We start from the raw sequence: 15,589 nt of genomic DNA on the forward strand, positions 1-15,589 counted from the left end.
CAAAAATGTGTCAAGCAGCAAATAGGCTTAAAAATCAGGCTGTTCGACCCACACTCGCCGCCGGCTCGTCGAGCCGCGGAGACTATGGGCTGGATTTACAAGGTGTTATGTCTTGGCGCGGCGACGTCGGCAGGATATGCAAGGATCATTGGGGTTGGGGGACATAAAATGGGGGAAGAAGAGGGCGCCTCGCGGCGACCGATCGCGAGCCGGTCGTCGTCCTGGGCTATCGGCCTCAGCGCATGGCTGGCGCGCAGCGGCGCGACACCGAACGGCATTTCGCTTTTATCGGTCGTATTCGCGGGTATAGGCGCAGCACTCATCGTTTTCACAACACATCCGATTGCCATGGTTTGTGCCGCTATCTCGGTGCAACTGCGGCTGGTCTGCAATCTGCTGGACGGAATGGTCGCGATCGAAGGCGGCAAGAAAACCAAGAGCGGGCCGCTCTACAATGAATTCCCCGACCGGGTGGCCGACAGCCTGTTTCTCGTCGCGGCCGGCTATGCCTGCGGCTTTGGCTGGCTCGGCTGGCTGGCTGCGCTGCTCGCCGCACTCACCGCCTATATCAGGGTCTTTGGAGGATCGGTCGGTCTTCCCCAAGACTTCAGCGGTATCATGGCCAAACAGCGCCGCATGGCGGTGCTGACGGCGGGCCTCCTCGCCCAGAGCGTCGAGACGCTGGTTTCAGGCGGCCACTGGTCGCTAATCCTGGCATGCGCGGTCATCGCCGCCGGCAGCCTTGTCACCTGCATCACACGCACGATAACGCTTGCCCGTTCCCTGGAGAGACTATGATCGCGCTCGTCCGTCGGCTTCTCGTGCTGTTCGTCCGTATCCTGGTCGGCGCCCGAAGCGAGTGGCGCGGCTGTGCGCCCGATCCCAGCCGCCGCATCTATTTCGCCAATCACAACAGCCATATCGATACCGTCGCCGTCATGGCGGCCCTGCCATATCAGGTGCGCCGGATGACCCATCCGGTTGCGGCGCGAGATTATTGGGGAACGACCGCCTTTCGCCGTTTCATCGCGGAGAAAGGCCTGCGTGCCGTCCTAATAGACCGCAAGCCTCCGCCGGACAGCGATCCGCTGGCTCCGGTAGAGCGTCTGCTCGAGGAGGGACATTCGATCCTGATTTTTCCTGAGGGAACGAGAAGCACCAGCGAGGAGATCGCCCCGTTCCGCAGCGGCATCTATCGCCTCGCCTGCCGTTTTCCGGATGTCGATCTCGTGCCGATCCATCTCGACAACCTCCAGCGCATCCTGCCGAAGGGAAGCATGCTGATCGTCCCGATCACCTGCACGGCGCGCTTCGGCAAGCCGCTCCGCGTCGAACCAGGCGAGGAAAAGACCGAATTCCTGGCCCGTGCCCGTGCCGCGGTCATTGAGCTCGCAGATGGGGGGCATGCCGCATGACCAGCCTGTTCTCCATCGTGCTGGCCGCGATCCTCGGTCTGCTTGCCGTCGCCTCGGCCATCGGTTTTATCCTTCAGCGGCGCGCGACCGAACCCGGTTCAGTCGCCACCGTCCAAAACCTCAACGCCCGCATCCGCTCCTGGTGGATCATGGTCGCGGTGTTCGGCGGCGCGATCCTGCTCGGCGACACGGCGACGGTCATCCTGTTCGCATTCCTGTCCTTTATGGCGCTTCGCGAATTCTGGACGCTAACACCATCGCGGCGCGGCGATCACCTGGCGCTTTTCCTGTCCTTCTTCGTTGTGCTGCCGCTGCATTATGTCCTGCTCGGAACGGAGTGGTACGGCCTGTTTGCGATCTTCATTCCGGTCTATGCCTTCCTGATCCTGCCGGCGGTGGCGACCTTGACGGGTGACGTCAACGAATTCCTTGCCCGCAGCGCCAGGGTGCAATGGGGATTGATGCTGACGGTCTATTCGATCAGCCACGCTCCCGCCCTGCTCATGCTGGAGACCGGCACGCCGTCCGCACTTCTCCTGGTCTATCTGGTGGTGGTCGTGCAGCTCAGCGACGTCTTCCAATATGTCTGGGGCAAGCTCCTCGGAAAGCATCGTTTCTCGCCGAATATCAGCCCGTCGAAGACGATCGAAGGACTGGTCGGAGGCGGCGTCTCGGCCATCCTCGTGGGAACGCTGCTTTATCGCCTGACGCCGTTCTCGCCGCTGCAGGCAGCTGCCGTCAGCACGGTCATCGTCGTCGCAGGCTTCTTCGGCGGCTTCGTGCTCTCGGCCATCAAGCGCGATCTCAATGCCAAGGACTGGGGCTATGTGATCGAGGGCCATGGCGGCGTGCTTGACCGCCTGGACTCCATCACCTTCGCCGCACCGCTGTTCTTCCACATCGTCCGCTATTGGTTCACCACGTAGAAGCTGGTTCTGGTTAAAACCGGTCGATCTCCTCGAGGCTCTCGAACAGCCGGCGCTGAACATCCTGCTCCTGCTTGCCGATGGCGGTCATCAGCTTGCCCATCGTTCCCCGCAGGCCGTGCAACTCGTCCACCAGCTCCATGACGATATCGACGCCGGCTTCATTGACACCCATGTTTCCCATGAGGTCGAGGATTAGCCGGGCGCGGGCGACGTCGGCGTCGCGAAATTGCCTCTGGCCGCCTGATGTCTCCGGGATCAGCCAACCCTGTTCGATCCAGAAGTCGAGCTGGACGATGTCGATTTTCAAGTAAAGACGGAATTCGAGATCATCCATGATCAAGCCTCCATGTTCTTTCTCGGATCGTAGGAGTTTGCCGTCGCCCATTCCTTCATGAAGGCCGTCAACCGCTCATCCGAGGCGTCGGGCAGCACGATCTTCAGCGAGATGTAGACGTCGCCGTGTCCGCCGCCGCGTTTTGAAACACCTTTGCTCTTGAGACGCAGAATCTTGCCCGTGTTCGAATGAGGCGGCAGTGTCAGATTGACCGGTCCCGATGGCGTCGGAACGCGAACCTTGCCACCAAGCACGGCCTCACTGAGGGAGATCGGCAGTTCAAGGCGGATATCGTCGCCGTCACGCGTAAAGAAGCGGTGCGGGCGCACACGGATTTCGATCAGGGCATCGCCCACCGGCCCACCGCCGATGCCCGGCTCGCCCTTGCCGCGCAGCCGCAAGGTCTGGCCGTCGCGCGTCCCCGGCGGGATCTGTACGTCGAGCGCCGGACCATTCGGCATCTTGACCTCCGTCCTGGTGCCGTTGACGGCCTCGAGAAAGTCAACCTCCATGGAAAATTGCCTGTCACGGCCACGACCACGGGTCTGGCCGCCGCCGGCACGACGTGAAAAGAAGCTGGCGAAGATATCGTCGGCATCGCTGAAATCGGCAAAGCCGGCGCTGTTGTGGTAGGGATCGCCAGGCCCGCTCTTCGACGCGTAGTCGCGGTAATAATTGCGCTGCGCCCGCTCGGCGCCCGTTATATCGATCTCGCCGCGGTCGAAGCGTCCGCGTTTTTGCTCGTCGCTCAAGATTTCGTAGGCGGTTGAAATTTGCTTGAACCGTTCCTCGGCTTTTTTGTCACCGGGGTTAAGGTCGGGATGAAGTTTCTTGGCGAGCTTGCGGAACGCGCTTTGAATATCTTTTTGCGTCGCATCGCGTTTCACGCCCAGAAGCTCGTAGGGATCCTGGCTCATACATGTCTCCGGTCGGGCAGCGAATACCGCTGGTTGGCTTGGCAATGATATAGGTTGTCGAGCCGCCGCCGGGGAGGGGAGGCCGGCCGCTATGATCGACGTCAATCCGACAAAGAGCGCGCTGTCACGCAAGCCAGAGCTTACTAGAGCAACGCCGCGTCTTCCGCTGGGGACGCCGAGCCTTCCTGTGCGCGATCGGGGCGCCGGTCGATAAGAACCGAGCACCCGGCATGGCGCACGACCTTGTCGACGATCGAGGAGAAGACGTAGTCAGTGATATCGGTCACATGGGATGAAACCAGGATAAGATCGGCCGATTTCTCCCTTGCCCTGGAGACGAGCAGGGAGGCGGCAACGCCGATACGAACCTCGATCATCGCCGGAATTCCCAGCTCCTTGCAGAGCGATGCCAGTTTCTTTTCGGCATCGACGATGGCGGTTGTTTCGAATTCCTCGGGAAGCTCCGTCAGGTGATGGCGGGGGATATTCTCGATGACGTGCATGACGACGATGCTTCCGCCTTCGTCCATCAGCGCAGCAGCCCGGCGCAGAAGGCGGCTGGCCGTTTGGCGGGGACCCATGCCGATGCCGCAGATGATTGTCCGATACATTTGAAATCCATATCCTCGAATGCGAATGATAGCACCGATCATACCGGTGTCGACCGTCCCGGCATTGACGAATATCAAGAAAAAGTGCCGCAACGGCAGCGCGCACGAAGCTGCCAGCTCGTTTGGAACGAACCTCCGGCTGAATCGTCGCAGTTGACGATATGGCCACCGGCAACAGTTCTAACCCGATGGCGTCATCGATTGAGGTTCACATGCCGAATTTTGCGATAATCGGATCGGGTGCGATGGGAAGTGCCGTCGCCAGACGGCTGATCGACCATGGCGCTGCTGTGCTGACCTATCTCGAGGACAGGAGCGAGCAGACGATAGCGCGGGCAAAGGCAGCCGGCATGGTGCCGGTCGGCCGCCGGGAGCTGACGAAGGCCGAGCTGATCCTGTCGATCGTTCCACCGGCGGAGGCGATCAAGGTCGCCGACCTCGTCGCGGACATATCGTCGGGGATGCAAGCGCCGCCGCCCTTGATCGACCTCAACGCGATTGCGCCGAAAACGATGCAGGCTTTGGCGGCACGGTTCGAAGGCAGCGGCGTGGAAGTGGTTGATGGGGCGATCATCGGCGGGCCGCCGGTCCCCGGCACATCAGGTCCGACCATCTATATCAGTGGCGATACCGCGGAGCGGAGCCGGCCGCTCGAGGATTGCGGCCTGCGGATCCGCAGGCTCGACGGGCCGCTCGGCGCCGCCTCGGCACTGAAGATGTGTTATGCCGGCATCAACAAGGGATTTGTCGGCCTCGGCACCGCCATGCTGCTCGCCGCATCGCGTTCCGGTGCGGCCGAAAGCCTGAAGGCGGAGCTCTCCGAAAGCCTTCCCGACATCGACCGCAAGCTGTCGAGATCCATTCCCGACATGTATCCGAAAGCCTATCGGTGGGTTGCCGAAATGCAGGAGATTGCCGATTTCCTTGGCGAGGATGATCCGGCCGCGACCATCTTCCGCGGCATGGCGGACGTCTTCTCCAGGATGGCGACCGACGTCGAGGGCAGCCGCGTGCTCGTCGGGCAGCTGGACGAGATCATCGCTTTCTCTGGAACCGAAAACTGATCGCGATGGTCGAGCAATCGTCGCAGCAACCGAATATGATGGGTAGAGCCATGGGCTTGGCCAACACTCTGACGATTGTGTGAAGCCGCTCCGACACCTCTGACAAAACCTTATCGCCTCTGCTATGTCAGGAAAAATGCGGCGGCCAAACTGACGCCGCGCTCTGTCTGACCAATATCAGGAGTTTTGAAAGATGAGCGGTTCTTCCGATTACACACCCCCGAAGGTCTGGACCTGGAACAAGGCGAATGGCGGCCAATTCGCCAGCATCAACCGCCCGATCGCGGGACCGACGCATGAGAAGGAGCTTCCGATCGGCCGCCATCCGCTGCAGCTCTATTCGCTCGGCACCCCGAACGGCCAGAAGGTCACCATCCTGCTCGAGGAACTGCTGGCCCTTGGCCATGAAGGTGCGGAATATGACGCATGGCTGATCAAGATCGGCGATGGCGATCAGTTCGGCAGCGGCTTCGTCGCCGTCAATCCCAATTCCAAGATACCGGCCCTGATGGACCGCAGCGGGCCAAAGCCGATCCGCGTCTTCGAATCCGGTGCGATCCTCACCTATCTCGCCGAAAAATTCGGCGCTTTCCTGCCGACCGAGCCGAGCGCGCGGGCCGAATGCCTGTCCTGGCTGTTCTGGCAGATGGGGAGCGCGCCTTATCTTGGCGGCGGCTTCGGCCATTTCTACGCCTATGCGCCGACAAAGATCGAATATGCGATCGACCGCTTCGCCATGGAAGTGAAGCGTCAGCTCGACGTGCTCGATCGTCGCCTTGCCGAAAGCGAGTATCTGGCAGGCAGCCAATATACGATCGCCGATATTGCCGTCTGGCCCTGGTATGGCGGGTTGGTGAAGGGCTGGACCTACGGTGCAGCCGAGTTTCTGAAGGTCGAGGACTATAAGAACGTGCTGCGCTGGGCCGACACCATCCACAGCAGGCCGGCCGTGCAACGCGGCCGCATGGTCAACCGCCTCTCCGGCGAGCCATCGAGTCAGTTGCACGAGCGCCACGACGCCAGCGACTTCGACACCAGGACGCAGGACAAGCTCGCGGCCGCCGAGTAAGCAAGCGGCCCCAGCCAAGTGTCGCAGCAATCAATGAAGCTCCGCCGCCTTTACGGCGACGGAGCTTCAGCATACTGCCCGAACTCAGTTCTTGACCGTGTCTTCCAGGAAGAAGCGGCCGAGCGGGTTTTGGTAGAAGTTCTCGATATTCTTGCGCGAGACGTTGATATAGGGGCTGTAATAGAGGTCGATCCAGTTGACGTCGACCTTGGCCATCTTCTGCAGATCGACATACATTTGTTCGCGCTTCTTCGGATCGAGCTCGAGACGGGCCTTGGCGACCAGTTCCTTCACCGCCTCGTTTTTGTAGTTGGTCAGATAGTTGTTATTGGAATCGTGGCCGAGAACGAAAGTCGTCTTCTGGTCCGGATCGAGAATGTCGTTCGTCCAGTAGTTGACCGAGATGTCGTAATCACCGGCAACCGTCATATCCCATTCCTGGCTTGGATCGACCTTCTGCAGGTTCGCCGTGATGCCGGCCTTGGCGAGCTGTTGCTGGACAAGCACTGCCGTCTGCTCGTCCACTTCGTCGCCGGCGCGGATGAGATAGTTCAGCGTCAAGTTGGAGACACCGGCATCCGCCAGCATCTTCTTGGCCTTCTCAGGGTCGTAGGGGCGCTGCAAATTGTCGGCATAATAATAGAGCGCGCCCTTCGGAACGTAGGAGTTGGCGACCGTGCCCTGGCCGAAGGTGACGGTATCGACGATCGCCTTCTTGTCGATCGCCATATCAAGCGCCTGACGGACTTCCTTCTTGCCGAGCGCGCCATGCGCATGGTTGATCAGCAGATGGTCCTCACGGGTCGAAGCGTCGATACCAACGTTGAGATTCGGGTCCTTCTTCAGCTCCTCGACGCGGGAGAAGGGCACGAAGATCGCCGTATCCAGCTCGCCGGCCTGAACGTTCAGCATGCGGGTATTGTCGTCAGGCACCGAGATCCACTCGACGCCGTCGAGCTTGACGCGGTCGGCTTGCCAGAAATTCGGGTTCTTCTTCAGGATGACGCGGTCACCGCGCCGCCATTCCTCGACCACGAAGGCACCGGATGCGATCGGCTTTTCGCCATAGGCATCGGCGCCTAGCGATTCCATGCCCTTCTTGGAGATGACCGAGGCATTCGGCAGCGCCAGCGTCGAAAGGAACGGCGCGGACTGGTTCTTGAGCTTGATCGTCAGCGTGTGCGCATCGGTCGCCACGGCCGTGTCGATCACCTTGTAGGAATCGCTCCAGAGCGAGGCCGCGTCATCGCGGATGCGCAGCAGGCTGTAGGCCGCGTCCTCCGCCGTCAGCGGCGAACCGTCCGAGAACTTTGCATCGCGGATCTTGAACGTGTAGGTCAGCCCGTCATCCGAGGTGGTCCAGCTTTCGGCAAGACCCGGCTCCAGTTTCGTGCCTGTCTTGTCGACGCGGATCAGCACGTCGTAGACGTTGGAGAACACCCAGTTGTCGATGTTCTGCGCGGTCTTGATCGGATCGAATGTCGTCGAATCCTCGCGGCGGCCGATGGTGAGTACACCGGCGGCCTCGGCATAGCTTGCGCTGAGCGTCAGACCGACGAGCAAGGCTGCAAGCCCGATTGATTTCCACCTGTTTGTCATGTGTTCGTTCCCTTCGTTGTTATGGCATGCGTTTGATTGATTGAATCGGCATCGAATGCGGACCGTCCTTGCCGTCGGCGCCTTGCAGCAGCCGCTTGTCAGGATCGATATCGGGAATGGCGGCGATCAGCGCCGTCGTATAGGGATGCTTCGGCCGCGCGAAGACTTCTTCGGAGCGGCCTTCCTCGACGATCTCGCCGCGATACATCACGACAACGCGTTCGCAGAGATTGCGGACGATTGCGAGATCATGGGCGATGAAGATCAGCGTGAGGTTCATCTTCGCCGTGAGATCGCGGAAGAGCTCGATGATCTGCGCCTGGATGGTGACGTCGAGGGCCGCCACGCATTCGTCGGCGATGATCAGCTTCGGATCGACGGCAAGGGCTCGGGCGATGCCGGCGCGCTGGCACTGGCCGCCGCTCATGCTGCGCGGTTTGCGGCCGGCGAATTCGCGTTCGAGGCCGACGAGATCGAGCAGTTCGCCGATTCGAACAGGGATATCGCCCCTGGCGACCTTGCCCTGCACCTTCAGCACCTCGGCCAGCATCTGCCCGATCGTCAGTCTCGGATTGAGCGCATTGTATGGGTCCTGGAAGACCATCGCCGTCTCGCGCCTGAGCTTTGCCAGGCCAGCGTTTTTCTGCAGCGCCAGATCGACGCCGTCGAAGGTGACGTGACCCGAGGAAAGCGGGGTGAGGCCGAGCACGGCGCGGGCAAGCGTGCTCTTGCCGCTGCCGGATTCGCCGACGATGCCGACCGTCTCGCCCGGCATGATCTGCAGGCTGACGCCGGCAACGGCGCTGACCGTCTTCGCACCGCCCCTGAGCAGGGCGCCGCCGGCTCTGAAGCGCACATGGAGATCATCGATTTCGAGCAACGGTCTCGCCGGGTTTCTGGCTTCGGCAAGCTCGGGCAACGGCGCTGATGTCGCGCCCGGTATGGAAGGGTGGCTGTTGATCAAGTTGATCGTATAGGGATGCTGCGGCCGCGCCAGGATCGTCCGCTTCGGCCCCTCTTCGAGTAGTTTGCCGCCGCGCAGCACGGCAATACGGTCGCAAGTCTGGGCAACGATACCGAGATCGTGGGTGATCAGAATGATCGACAGGCCACGCCGATCGCGAATGTCAATCAACAGCCGCAGGATCTGCGCCTGGATAGTCACATCGAGCGCCGTCGTAGGCTCGTCGGCGATCAGGATCTTCGGATTGCAGGACAGCGCCACGCCGATCATCGCCCGCTGCCGCATGCCGCCGGAAAATTCGTGTGGGTAGCTATCGTATTGGCGCGCGGGATCGGGAAAACCCACCTGCGCCAGGATTTCCGTCGCCGCGGTGCGGGCCTCGCGGGCGCCGAGGCCCTGATGATAGCGGATGCCCTCGGCGATCTGATCGCCGATCCGCATGACAGGGTCAAGATGGCTGGTCGGGTTCTGGAAGATCATGCCGATCTCGCCGCCGCGCACTTTCAGCATCTCGCCATCATCGATCCGCATGAGGTCACGCCCTTCGAGCAGCACGCTACCGCTTTCGATCTTCAGCAGCGAGGAGGGCAGCAGGCGCACCAGGGAACGGCAGAACAGGCTCTTGCCCGAGCCGCTCTCGCCGACAAGACCGAGGATCTCACCCCTGCCGAGGTCGAGCGAGACCGCATCGAGCAGCATGCGCGGGCCGGAATCGACATGCGCCCTGACGGTGAGATCACGGACGGACAACACGGAGCCGCTCATTCGTGCACCCCCAGCAGTTCGCCGAGCGCGTCGCCCAGCATGCTGAAACCGAAGGCGAGGCAAACGATGGAGAGGCCGGGAAACAAAGTGATCCACCATGCCGTGGTGATGAAGCTCTGTCCTTCCGCGACCATGACGCCCCATTCGGCGATCGGTGGCTGGACGCCGAGGCCGAGATAGCTGACGGCGGCGCCGCTGAGCAGCACCAGCGTCGCATCGGACATCGAAAAGACGATCGAGCCGGCGATCGCGTTCGGCAGCAGGTGGCGGAACATGATGCGCGGGCGGCTGAAGCCGAGGCTGACGGCGGCAACGGCGTAGTCGCTGCCTTTCAGCACCAGCATCTGCGCCCGGATCAACCGCGCATAGGAAACCCAGCCGACCAGCGCCATGGCGATGTAGAAGCTGCCGAGGCCCGGGCCGAGGATCGCGATGATCGACAGCATCAGCACCAGGAAGGGGAAGGCGAGGATGATATCGACAAGACGCATGAACAGCGCATCGACGATCCCGCCGAAAAAGCCGGCGATCGTGCCGACCGTCGTGCCGATCACGAAGGGGAAGATGACGCCGATCAGCGCCATCTGCAGGTCGAGGCGAGCGCCCCAGATGACGCGGGAGAGGATATCGCGGCCGAAATTGTCGGTGCCGAAGGGATGTAACAGCGAAGGCGCCTGCAGGCGCACCTCGGCATTCTGCATGATCGGGTCGTAAGGCGCGACGATGGGCGCACCGATCGCCAGCAGGACGAAGAACAGCAGCAGGCCGGCACTGAACACAAGCATCGGCCGCTGGCCGAAGAACCGGCGCCAGCCGGGGGAGGCGGGGGTGATCGCCTCGATGCTCATAGCTTCACTCTCGGATCGACGGCGACGGTGACGATGTCGGCGATGAAGTTGATGAGCACGGTGGCGCAGGCAAAGACCATGGCGACGCCCTGCACCACCATGTAGTCGCGTGAGAAGATCGCCCTGACGAGCAGCTGCCCCATTCCGGGCAGCGCAAAGACGCTCTCGACCACCACCGTGCCGCCGATCAGCCAGCCGATGTTAACGGCAAGCAGATTGATGGTCGGCACAAGCGAATTCGGCAGGACATGCCGCCAGAAGACGATTCCCTCCGGCATGCCGCGGGCTCGCGCCGCCGTCGCGACATCCGACTTCAGCTGCTCGATCATCGCCGCCCGCAGGCTGCGCGTCAGCACGGTCGAGAGCGACAGCGCCACCGTCAGGCTCGGCAGCACGAGATGCGACAGCTTTTCGCCGATCGTCGCACCATAGCCCGAAACCGGCAGCATACCGAGTTCAACGCTGAAGAGGATGATCAGCATCAACCCCAGCCAGAAGGGCGGAAAACCGATGCCGAAGGTCGAGACGATGCGCACCGCATGATCCGGCGCCCGGCCGGCATTGCGCGCGGCGATCGCCGACATCGGCACCGCGATCAGGACCGAAAGCACGACGCTGGAGACGACGAGTGCAAGCGTCGGCTCGATACGAGTGACGATCAGCTTCAGCACGTCGATCTTGTAGAGGATCGACTTGCCCATCTCGCCGTTGGCAAGGTTCTTGAGGAAATAGACATATTGCAGCCACATCGGCTGGTCGAGGCCGTATTGCGCGTGGATGCTGGCCAGTGCTGCCGGCGTCGCGCGCGTCCCGAGGATGTTGCGTGCGGGATCACCGGGGATCAACCGGACCAGAATGAAGGTGATGACGCTGATGCCGAAGATCACGGGCAGGAACTGCAGCGGTCGCGTCAGAACGAATTTATAGCGATGCATGACGGCGATCGCCCCTTTGTCTTCGTCTGGTTCGGTCCGCTTCCTGTTGCATCAGCCTGCCTCGTGCCGGGTGAGAAAATCGAGAAGCGCCGGATAATAATCCTGCGGGTTCTCATAGAACGGCATGTGGCTGGCATTGGCAAATACCTTCAGCTCGGCATCCGGCAGCGCAAGCTTCATCCTGAGCGCACAGGCCGGCGTCAGCTCGTCATGCTCTCCCGTCGTGATGAGCACCGGCAGCGTCAGCCGCGGCAGGTCGGGGATGCGGTTCCAGTCCTTGAGGTTGCCGATATAGAGAAACTCGTTCGGCCCCTGCATCGTCTCATAGGGCGCCATGTTCCAATCGTCGAGCGAGCGGCGCACCGGCGCCGGCCATTCCGGCAGGCGGCAGACATGGCGATAGTTGAGGATGGTGACGGCGGCGAGATATTCCGGATGATTGTAGGTGCCCTGCGCCTCGTGCTTTTGCATCATTGAGACGGTTTCCGGACCGAGTGCCGCGCGCAGCCGTTCCAGTTCCGAGATCAGATGCGGCATGTCGGCGACGGTATCTTCGAGGATCAGCGTCTTCAAGTTCTCAGGATAGGTCAGCGCATATTCGATCGCCAGCCACCCGCCCCAGGAATGGCCGAGCATGTGGACCTTGCCGAGCCCCAGCGCCTTGCGCACCGTCTCCGTCTCCTCGACATAACGGCCGATCGTCCAGAGCGTGAGATCGTCCGGCCGGTCGGAGGCACCGGTGCCGAGTTGATCGAAGGCGATAACGCGATAGCCCTTGTCCATGAGACAGGAATGCGCCTCGCGCAGGTAATCGCAGGGCAGACCCGGCCCGCCGTTCAGGCAGAAAACTGTCTCGATGCCGGTCCCGAAACTATAGGCAACGACGCGATTGCCATCGACATCGATCTCGAATCGCTCGTCCGGCCGTATTTCACGCCACATTGATCGCTCCGGCAGAAGATTTCGCTTGCTCAATATTTGGGCACGGCTAAATTTTTACCTTAAACCGCATTCAGTGCCAGCTATAAGAAGTGATAGGGTGGGCCGCGATGCCGATCCCCGGGAGCAGCCCATGCTTGACGACCCCATTCTTGACGACATCGGAACGATCCGACGGCAGTTTACGGCGCACGAAACGCTGGACGGCCGGATCGACCAGGCCTTCGAGGCGATGAAGCAGATCGGTTTCGAGGCGCTGATCTACGACTATACGCCGGTGCCTTACGATCTCGACGGCGCGATCATGATACCATCGCTGCTGAAGCTGCGGAATATTTCAGACGATATGCACGACTACTGGTTCAATCGCGGCTATTTCCGTATCGATCCGGTGCAGCAGGTGGCGCTGCGAACCTCCGCACCTTTCTTCTGGAACTACGACCCGGACGCTGACACGCTGATCAACCGTTTCATGAACGACGACACGGCGCCGGTGACGCGCTATTTAAGCGAACGCGATATGTCGACCGGCGTCACCGTCCCGGTTCACATGCCACGCGGCGACTATGCGACAATCACCGGCATCCGCTTCGGCCGGAACAAAGATTTCGAACGGCACGCACTGCGCTATATCGCCGACTTCAACCTGCTTGCCCATGTTTTCCATGAGACCGCCTATTCGCTTTTCGACACGCGGGCGAAGAGCGTCGGCACGGTCCGCCTGACCGAGCGGGAACGTGAATGCCTGCGCCATTCGGCGGAAGGCTACTCCGCCAAGGAAATTTCCCGCATCATCGACCGTTCCGTACCGACTGTCGTGATGCATCTGAACGCCGCGACAAAGAAACTCGGCGCCCGCAACCGCACCCAGGCCGTGGTGCGCGCCACCCACTACCGCCTGCTCGAAGACCGGCCGACCCATAATTGGCCACCCTATAACTTGTGATAGCTGCCTTGGCCGCCGCCGCCGCGTTATGATTTTTTTCATGACGCCGAGAGATGGAGATGCCGGTGGGCGAAGTCACGACCAACGAAGCCTATTTGCCCTTCCTCGATTGTCGCACCTGGTATCGCGTCACCGGCTCGCTGGAGAGCGGCAAGCTGCCCCTCGTCGTCGCCCATGGCGGGCCTGGCTGCACCCATGATTATGTCAATTCCTTCAAGGACATCGCCGCCCTCGACGGCCGTCCGGTCATCCATTACGACCAGCTCGGCAACGGCAACTCCACCCGCCTTCCGCAAAAAGGCCCGGATTTCTGGACGGTCGGCCTGTTCCTCGAGGAGCTGGACGCGCTGCTTTCCCATCTCGGCATTAGGGATCGTTACGCCTTCCTCGGCCAGTCCTGGGGCGGCATGCTCGGCGCCGAACATGCGGTGCGCCGACCGCAAGGCCTGAAGGCGCTTGTCATCGCCAACTCGCCGGCCAACATGCATACCTGGGTTTCGGAGGCGAACCGGCTGAGGCAGGAACTGCCGAAGGAGGTACAGGACACGCTGCTGAAGCATGAGCTGGCGGGAAGCCTCACCGATCCGGAATATATCGCCGCCTCGCGCGTCTTCTATGACCGCCATGTCTGCCGGGTGGTGCCGTGGCCGCCTGAAGTGGCGCGGACCTTTGCGATCATGGACGAGGACAACACCGTCTACCGCAACATGAACGGCCCGACCGAATTTCACGTCATCGGTACAATGAAGGACTGGACGATCGAGAACAGGCTGGACCGCATCGAAGCCCCGACGCTGCTGATCTCGGGAAAATACGACGAGGCGACGCCCCTGGTGGTAAGGCCTTATCTCGAGCGCGTTCCCGGCTGCGAATGGGTGCTCTTCGAAAATTCCAGCCACATGCCGCATGTCGAGGAAAAGCAGCTTTGCCTGGCGACCGTTTCCGGTTTCCTGTCCCGGCACGATTGAGGAAGGGTTCGCCTATCCGCGGACCAGCCATTTCTTGGCGACACGGCAGGCCATCGTATAGGCCGGATCGAAGACGTTGCCGACGTCATAGCGCACGACCTGGCCGAGCAGATGGCTGGCCGCCGTCCTGTCCAGGCGATAATCCGCCGCCAGCCAGTTCAACATTTCGCTGGTCGCGTGCTGGAGCGCCTGATCGAGGGGTCGGGCGTTGCCGATGGTGAAGATGTCTTCGGCCGTTTCTCCGCGCGGCCAGACCAGTCCGGCCTGCTTTTCCACCGTCAGCCGCACCGTGACCTCGAACGTCGTCTCGACGCCGGTTCCGACGATCTCGCCATCCCCTTGCACGGCATGGCAATCGCCCAGAAAGAATAGGGCGCCGGGGGCCGCTACAGGCAAGCGGACCGTGGTGCCGGGGCCGAACAGCCGATAATCCATGTTGCCGCCATATTCGCCGCTGGTCGCGGTCGATATCGCCTGGCCGAGGCTGGGCGCCACGCCGAAACAGCCGATCATCGGGTCGAGAGGCAGAACGAAATTTTCAAGACCTGCAACCGGTTGGGAAAGCCGGACTGTCAGGGCTTCGCGGTCGATCGCCCAGATGGCGATATCGCGCGGCGGCAGGTCGCGAACCGCCTCGGGATCGACCACATTGGCGGCGACGACGCTGCGGGTAAAACCCGTGTCCCTGGTCGGGATCATGCTGATGATCTCGACCTTCAGCGCATCCCCGGGCTCAGCCCCTTCCACGAAGATCGGGCCGTTCGTGGGATTGGGGCCGGATGCCCGCTTGATGCCGCTCTTGTCATGCCCGGCGGCGTCGAGCGTCTCAGTGACCACGGTGTCGCCGTCGGCGATGTGCAAGGCCAGCGGAAGAGAGCCGATGACATTGTGAAAGCTCGTCGGAATGAAGCGGTGAATGGTCATGAAATACAGCTCTCGCTCGTTTTGAATGTATGAGCCTACGGCTGGAGCGCCGGGCCGAGAGAGTTGCAGACTAGATCAGAGATTGCCTGCAATGCCAATATCCGCGCGGCACCACGCGAAACCGGCAGCCGACGGCGGGTTGTCGAAGGGGTGGCACGAGGGGCGTCGTTGTGATCGCGGCAACCGCATAGGGGAATGCATCACTCGTATCCACCCTGGTGGGGTCGACTCTTGCCGCAGCCCTCGAAGGGGTTTCGGCCACGCGTTTTGCACAGGAAAGATCATTCAGGCAATGGTCGAAACGCGATACCATAACCACGACCTTGGCCGCCTCGACCACCTTCCTTTCAAACCGATAGGCA

Annotated in this window: 16 protein-coding genes; 7 read left to right on the top strand and 9 right to left on the bottom strand. The window is 61.5% G+C overall.

Translation table 11 applies throughout. The features are described 5' to 3' along the window. Positions 1–168 precede the first annotated feature (168 nt). From BS630_RS26975 to BS630_RS26985, 3 genes are read left to right on the top strand one after another with little or no spacing between them, the layout of a single operon-like run. Positions 169–798 carry a CDP-alcohol phosphatidyltransferase family protein gene (locus tag BS630_RS26975; protein ID WP_167383837.1) on the top strand — a complete coding sequence of 210 codons (630 nt, stop codon included), beginning with the start codon at positions 169–171 and terminating at the stop codon, positions 796–798. Next, positions 795–1,415, top strand: coding sequence for a lysophospholipid acyltransferase family protein (locus BS630_RS26980; protein ID WP_077979830.1), 621 nt, complete (start codon positions 795–797; stop codon positions 1,413–1,415). Before BS630_RS26975 ends, BS630_RS26980 begins: the two co-directional genes overlap by 4 nt. Next, positions 1,412–2,341 carry a phosphatidate cytidylyltransferase gene (locus BS630_RS26985; RefSeq protein ID WP_020047717.1) on the top strand — a complete coding sequence of 310 codons (930 nt, stop codon included), beginning with the start codon at positions 1,412–1,414 and terminating at the stop codon, positions 2,339–2,341. The genes BS630_RS26980 and BS630_RS26985 overlap by 4 nt, the downstream gene beginning before the upstream one ends. A 13-nt stretch (positions 2,342–2,354) precedes the next feature. Here the strand turns inward: BS630_RS26985 and BS630_RS26990 are convergent, their stop codons facing one another. From BS630_RS26990 to BS630_RS27000, 3 genes are all read right to left on the bottom strand, one after another. Further along, on the bottom strand, positions 2,355–2,678 hold the full coding sequence (locus BS630_RS26990) for a chaperone modulator CbpM (protein ID WP_077979831.1): 324 nt from the start codon (positions 2,676–2,678) through the stop codon (positions 2,355–2,357). 2 nt (positions 2,679–2,680) lie between these two features. Further along, positions 2,681–3,595 (bottom strand): DnaJ C-terminal domain-containing protein, encoded by a 915-nt coding sequence (locus tag BS630_RS26995; protein WP_077979832.1) that lies wholly within the window; start codon positions 3,593–3,595, stop codon positions 2,681–2,683. A 143-nt stretch (positions 3,596–3,738) separates the two neighbouring features. After that, positions 3,739–4,206 (bottom strand): universal stress protein, encoded by a 468-nt coding sequence (locus BS630_RS27000; protein WP_077979833.1) that lies wholly within the window; start codon positions 4,204–4,206, stop codon positions 3,739–3,741. A 161-nt stretch (positions 4,207–4,367) separates the two neighbouring features. On the opposite strand from BS630_RS27000, the gene BS630_RS27005 reads away from it, so the two are divergent. Further along, positions 4,368–5,270 carry an NAD(P)-dependent oxidoreductase gene (locus BS630_RS27005; RefSeq protein ID WP_077979834.1) on the top strand — a complete coding sequence of 301 codons (903 nt, stop codon included), beginning with the start codon at positions 4,368–4,370 and terminating at the stop codon, positions 5,268–5,270. Positions 5,271–5,463: 193 nt separating this feature from the next. Beyond that, positions 5,464–6,339 (top strand): glutathione-dependent disulfide-bond oxidoreductase, encoded by an 876-nt coding sequence (gene yghU, locus BS630_RS27010; RefSeq protein WP_077979835.1) that lies wholly within the window; start codon positions 5,464–5,466, stop codon positions 6,337–6,339. A gap of 84 nt (positions 6,340–6,423) precedes the next feature. Here yghU and BS630_RS27015 read toward each other — a convergent pair whose 3' ends face one another. The 5 genes from BS630_RS27015 to BS630_RS27035 are packed head-to-tail and all read right to left on the bottom strand — an operon-like array spanning position 6,424 to position 12,392. After that, positions 6,424–7,938: an ABC transporter substrate-binding protein gene (locus BS630_RS27015; RefSeq protein ID WP_077979836.1), complete on the bottom strand. Its 1,515-nt coding sequence runs from the start codon at positions 7,936–7,938 to the stop codon at positions 6,424–6,426. Positions 7,939–7,957: 19 nt separating this feature from the next. Further along, complete coding sequence (locus BS630_RS27020) at positions 7,958–9,667, bottom strand: dipeptide ABC transporter ATP-binding protein (RefSeq protein WP_077979837.1); 1,710 nt, start codon at positions 9,665–9,667, stop codon at positions 7,958–7,960. Next, positions 9,664–10,515, bottom strand: coding sequence for an ABC transporter permease (locus tag BS630_RS27025; RefSeq protein WP_077979838.1), 852 nt, complete (start codon positions 10,513–10,515; stop codon positions 9,664–9,666). The genes BS630_RS27020 and BS630_RS27025 overlap by 4 nt, the downstream gene beginning before the upstream one ends. Further along, positions 10,512–11,450 (bottom strand): ABC transporter permease, encoded by a 939-nt coding sequence (locus tag BS630_RS27030; protein ID WP_077979839.1) that lies wholly within the window; start codon positions 11,448–11,450, stop codon positions 10,512–10,514. The genes BS630_RS27025 and BS630_RS27030 overlap by 4 nt, the downstream gene beginning before the upstream one ends. A 51-nt stretch (positions 11,451–11,501) precedes the next feature. After that, positions 11,502–12,392: a proline iminopeptidase-family hydrolase gene (locus tag BS630_RS27035; RefSeq protein ID WP_077979840.1), complete on the bottom strand. Its 891-nt coding sequence runs from the start codon at positions 12,390–12,392 to the stop codon at positions 11,502–11,504. Positions 12,393–12,522: 130 nt separating this feature from the next. On the opposite strand from BS630_RS27035, the gene BS630_RS27040 reads away from it, so the two are divergent. Beyond that, positions 12,523–13,335 (top strand): helix-turn-helix transcriptional regulator, encoded by an 813-nt coding sequence (locus BS630_RS27040; RefSeq protein WP_183594581.1) that lies wholly within the window; start codon positions 12,523–12,525, stop codon positions 13,333–13,335. A gap of 65 nt (positions 13,336–13,400) precedes the next feature. Then, positions 13,401–14,303 (top strand): proline iminopeptidase-family hydrolase, encoded by a 903-nt coding sequence (locus tag BS630_RS27045; protein ID WP_077979860.1) that lies wholly within the window; start codon positions 13,401–13,403, stop codon positions 14,301–14,303. 12 nt (positions 14,304–14,315) lie between these two features. On the opposite strand, the gene BS630_RS27050 is transcribed toward BS630_RS27045, so the two are convergent. Then, positions 14,316–15,227: an acetamidase/formamidase family protein gene (locus BS630_RS27050; protein WP_077979841.1), complete on the bottom strand. Its 912-nt coding sequence runs from the start codon at positions 15,225–15,227 to the stop codon at positions 14,316–14,318. Between the last annotated feature and the right edge of the window lie 362 nt (positions 15,228–15,589).

Origin of the sequence: Rhizobium laguerreae (genome assembly GCF_002008165.1) — a bacterium.
GTDB classification, from domain to species: Bacteria; Pseudomonadota; Alphaproteobacteria; order Rhizobiales; family Rhizobiaceae; genus Rhizobium; species Rhizobium laguerreae.

Excerpts from the sequence above, each read along its gene's own strand:
- BS630_RS26975 (WP_167383837.1), top strand. The coding sequence starts at position 169 with ATGGGGGAAGAAGAGGGCGCCTCGCGGCGACCGATCGCGAGCCGGTCG.
- BS630_RS26980 (WP_077979830.1), top strand. The coding sequence starts at position 795 with ATGATCGCGCTCGTCCGTCGGCTTCTCGTGCTGTTCGTCCGTATCCTG.
- BS630_RS26985 (WP_020047717.1), top strand. The coding sequence starts at position 1,412 with ATGACCAGCCTGTTCTCCATCGTGCTGGCCGCGATCCTCGGTCTGCTT.
- BS630_RS26990 (WP_077979831.1), bottom strand. The coding sequence starts at position 2,678 with ATGGATGATCTCGAATTCCGTCTTTACTTGAAAATCGACATCGTCCAG.
- BS630_RS26995 (WP_077979832.1), bottom strand. The coding sequence starts at position 3,595 with ATGAGCCAGGATCCCTACGAGCTTCTGGGCGTGAAACGCGATGCGACG.
- BS630_RS27000 (WP_077979833.1), bottom strand. The coding sequence starts at position 4,206 with ATGTATCGGACAATCATCTGCGGCATCGGCATGGGTCCCCGCCAAACG.
- BS630_RS27005 (WP_077979834.1), top strand. The coding sequence starts at position 4,368 with ATGGCCACCGGCAACAGTTCTAACCCGATGGCGTCATCGATTGAGGTT.
- yghU (WP_077979835.1), top strand. The coding sequence starts at position 5,464 with ATGAGCGGTTCTTCCGATTACACACCCCCGAAGGTCTGGACCTGGAAC.
- BS630_RS27015 (WP_077979836.1), bottom strand. The coding sequence starts at position 7,938 with ATGACAAACAGGTGGAAATCAATCGGGCTTGCAGCCTTGCTCGTCGGT.
- BS630_RS27020 (WP_077979837.1), bottom strand. The coding sequence starts at position 9,667 with ATGAGCGGCTCCGTGTTGTCCGTCCGTGATCTCACCGTCAGGGCGCAT.
- BS630_RS27025 (WP_077979838.1), bottom strand. The coding sequence starts at position 10,515 with ATGAGCATCGAGGCGATCACCCCCGCCTCCCCCGGCTGGCGCCGGTTC.
- BS630_RS27030 (WP_077979839.1), bottom strand. The coding sequence starts at position 11,450 with ATGCATCGCTATAAATTCGTTCTGACGCGACCGCTGCAGTTCCTGCCC.
- BS630_RS27035 (WP_077979840.1), bottom strand. The coding sequence starts at position 12,392 with ATGTGGCGTGAAATACGGCCGGACGAGCGATTCGAGATCGATGTCGAT.
- BS630_RS27040 (WP_183594581.1), top strand. The coding sequence starts at position 12,523 with ATGCTTGACGACCCCATTCTTGACGACATCGGAACGATCCGACGGCAG.
- BS630_RS27050 (WP_077979841.1), bottom strand. The coding sequence starts at position 15,227 with ATGACCATTCACCGCTTCATTCCGACGAGCTTTCACAATGTCATCGGC.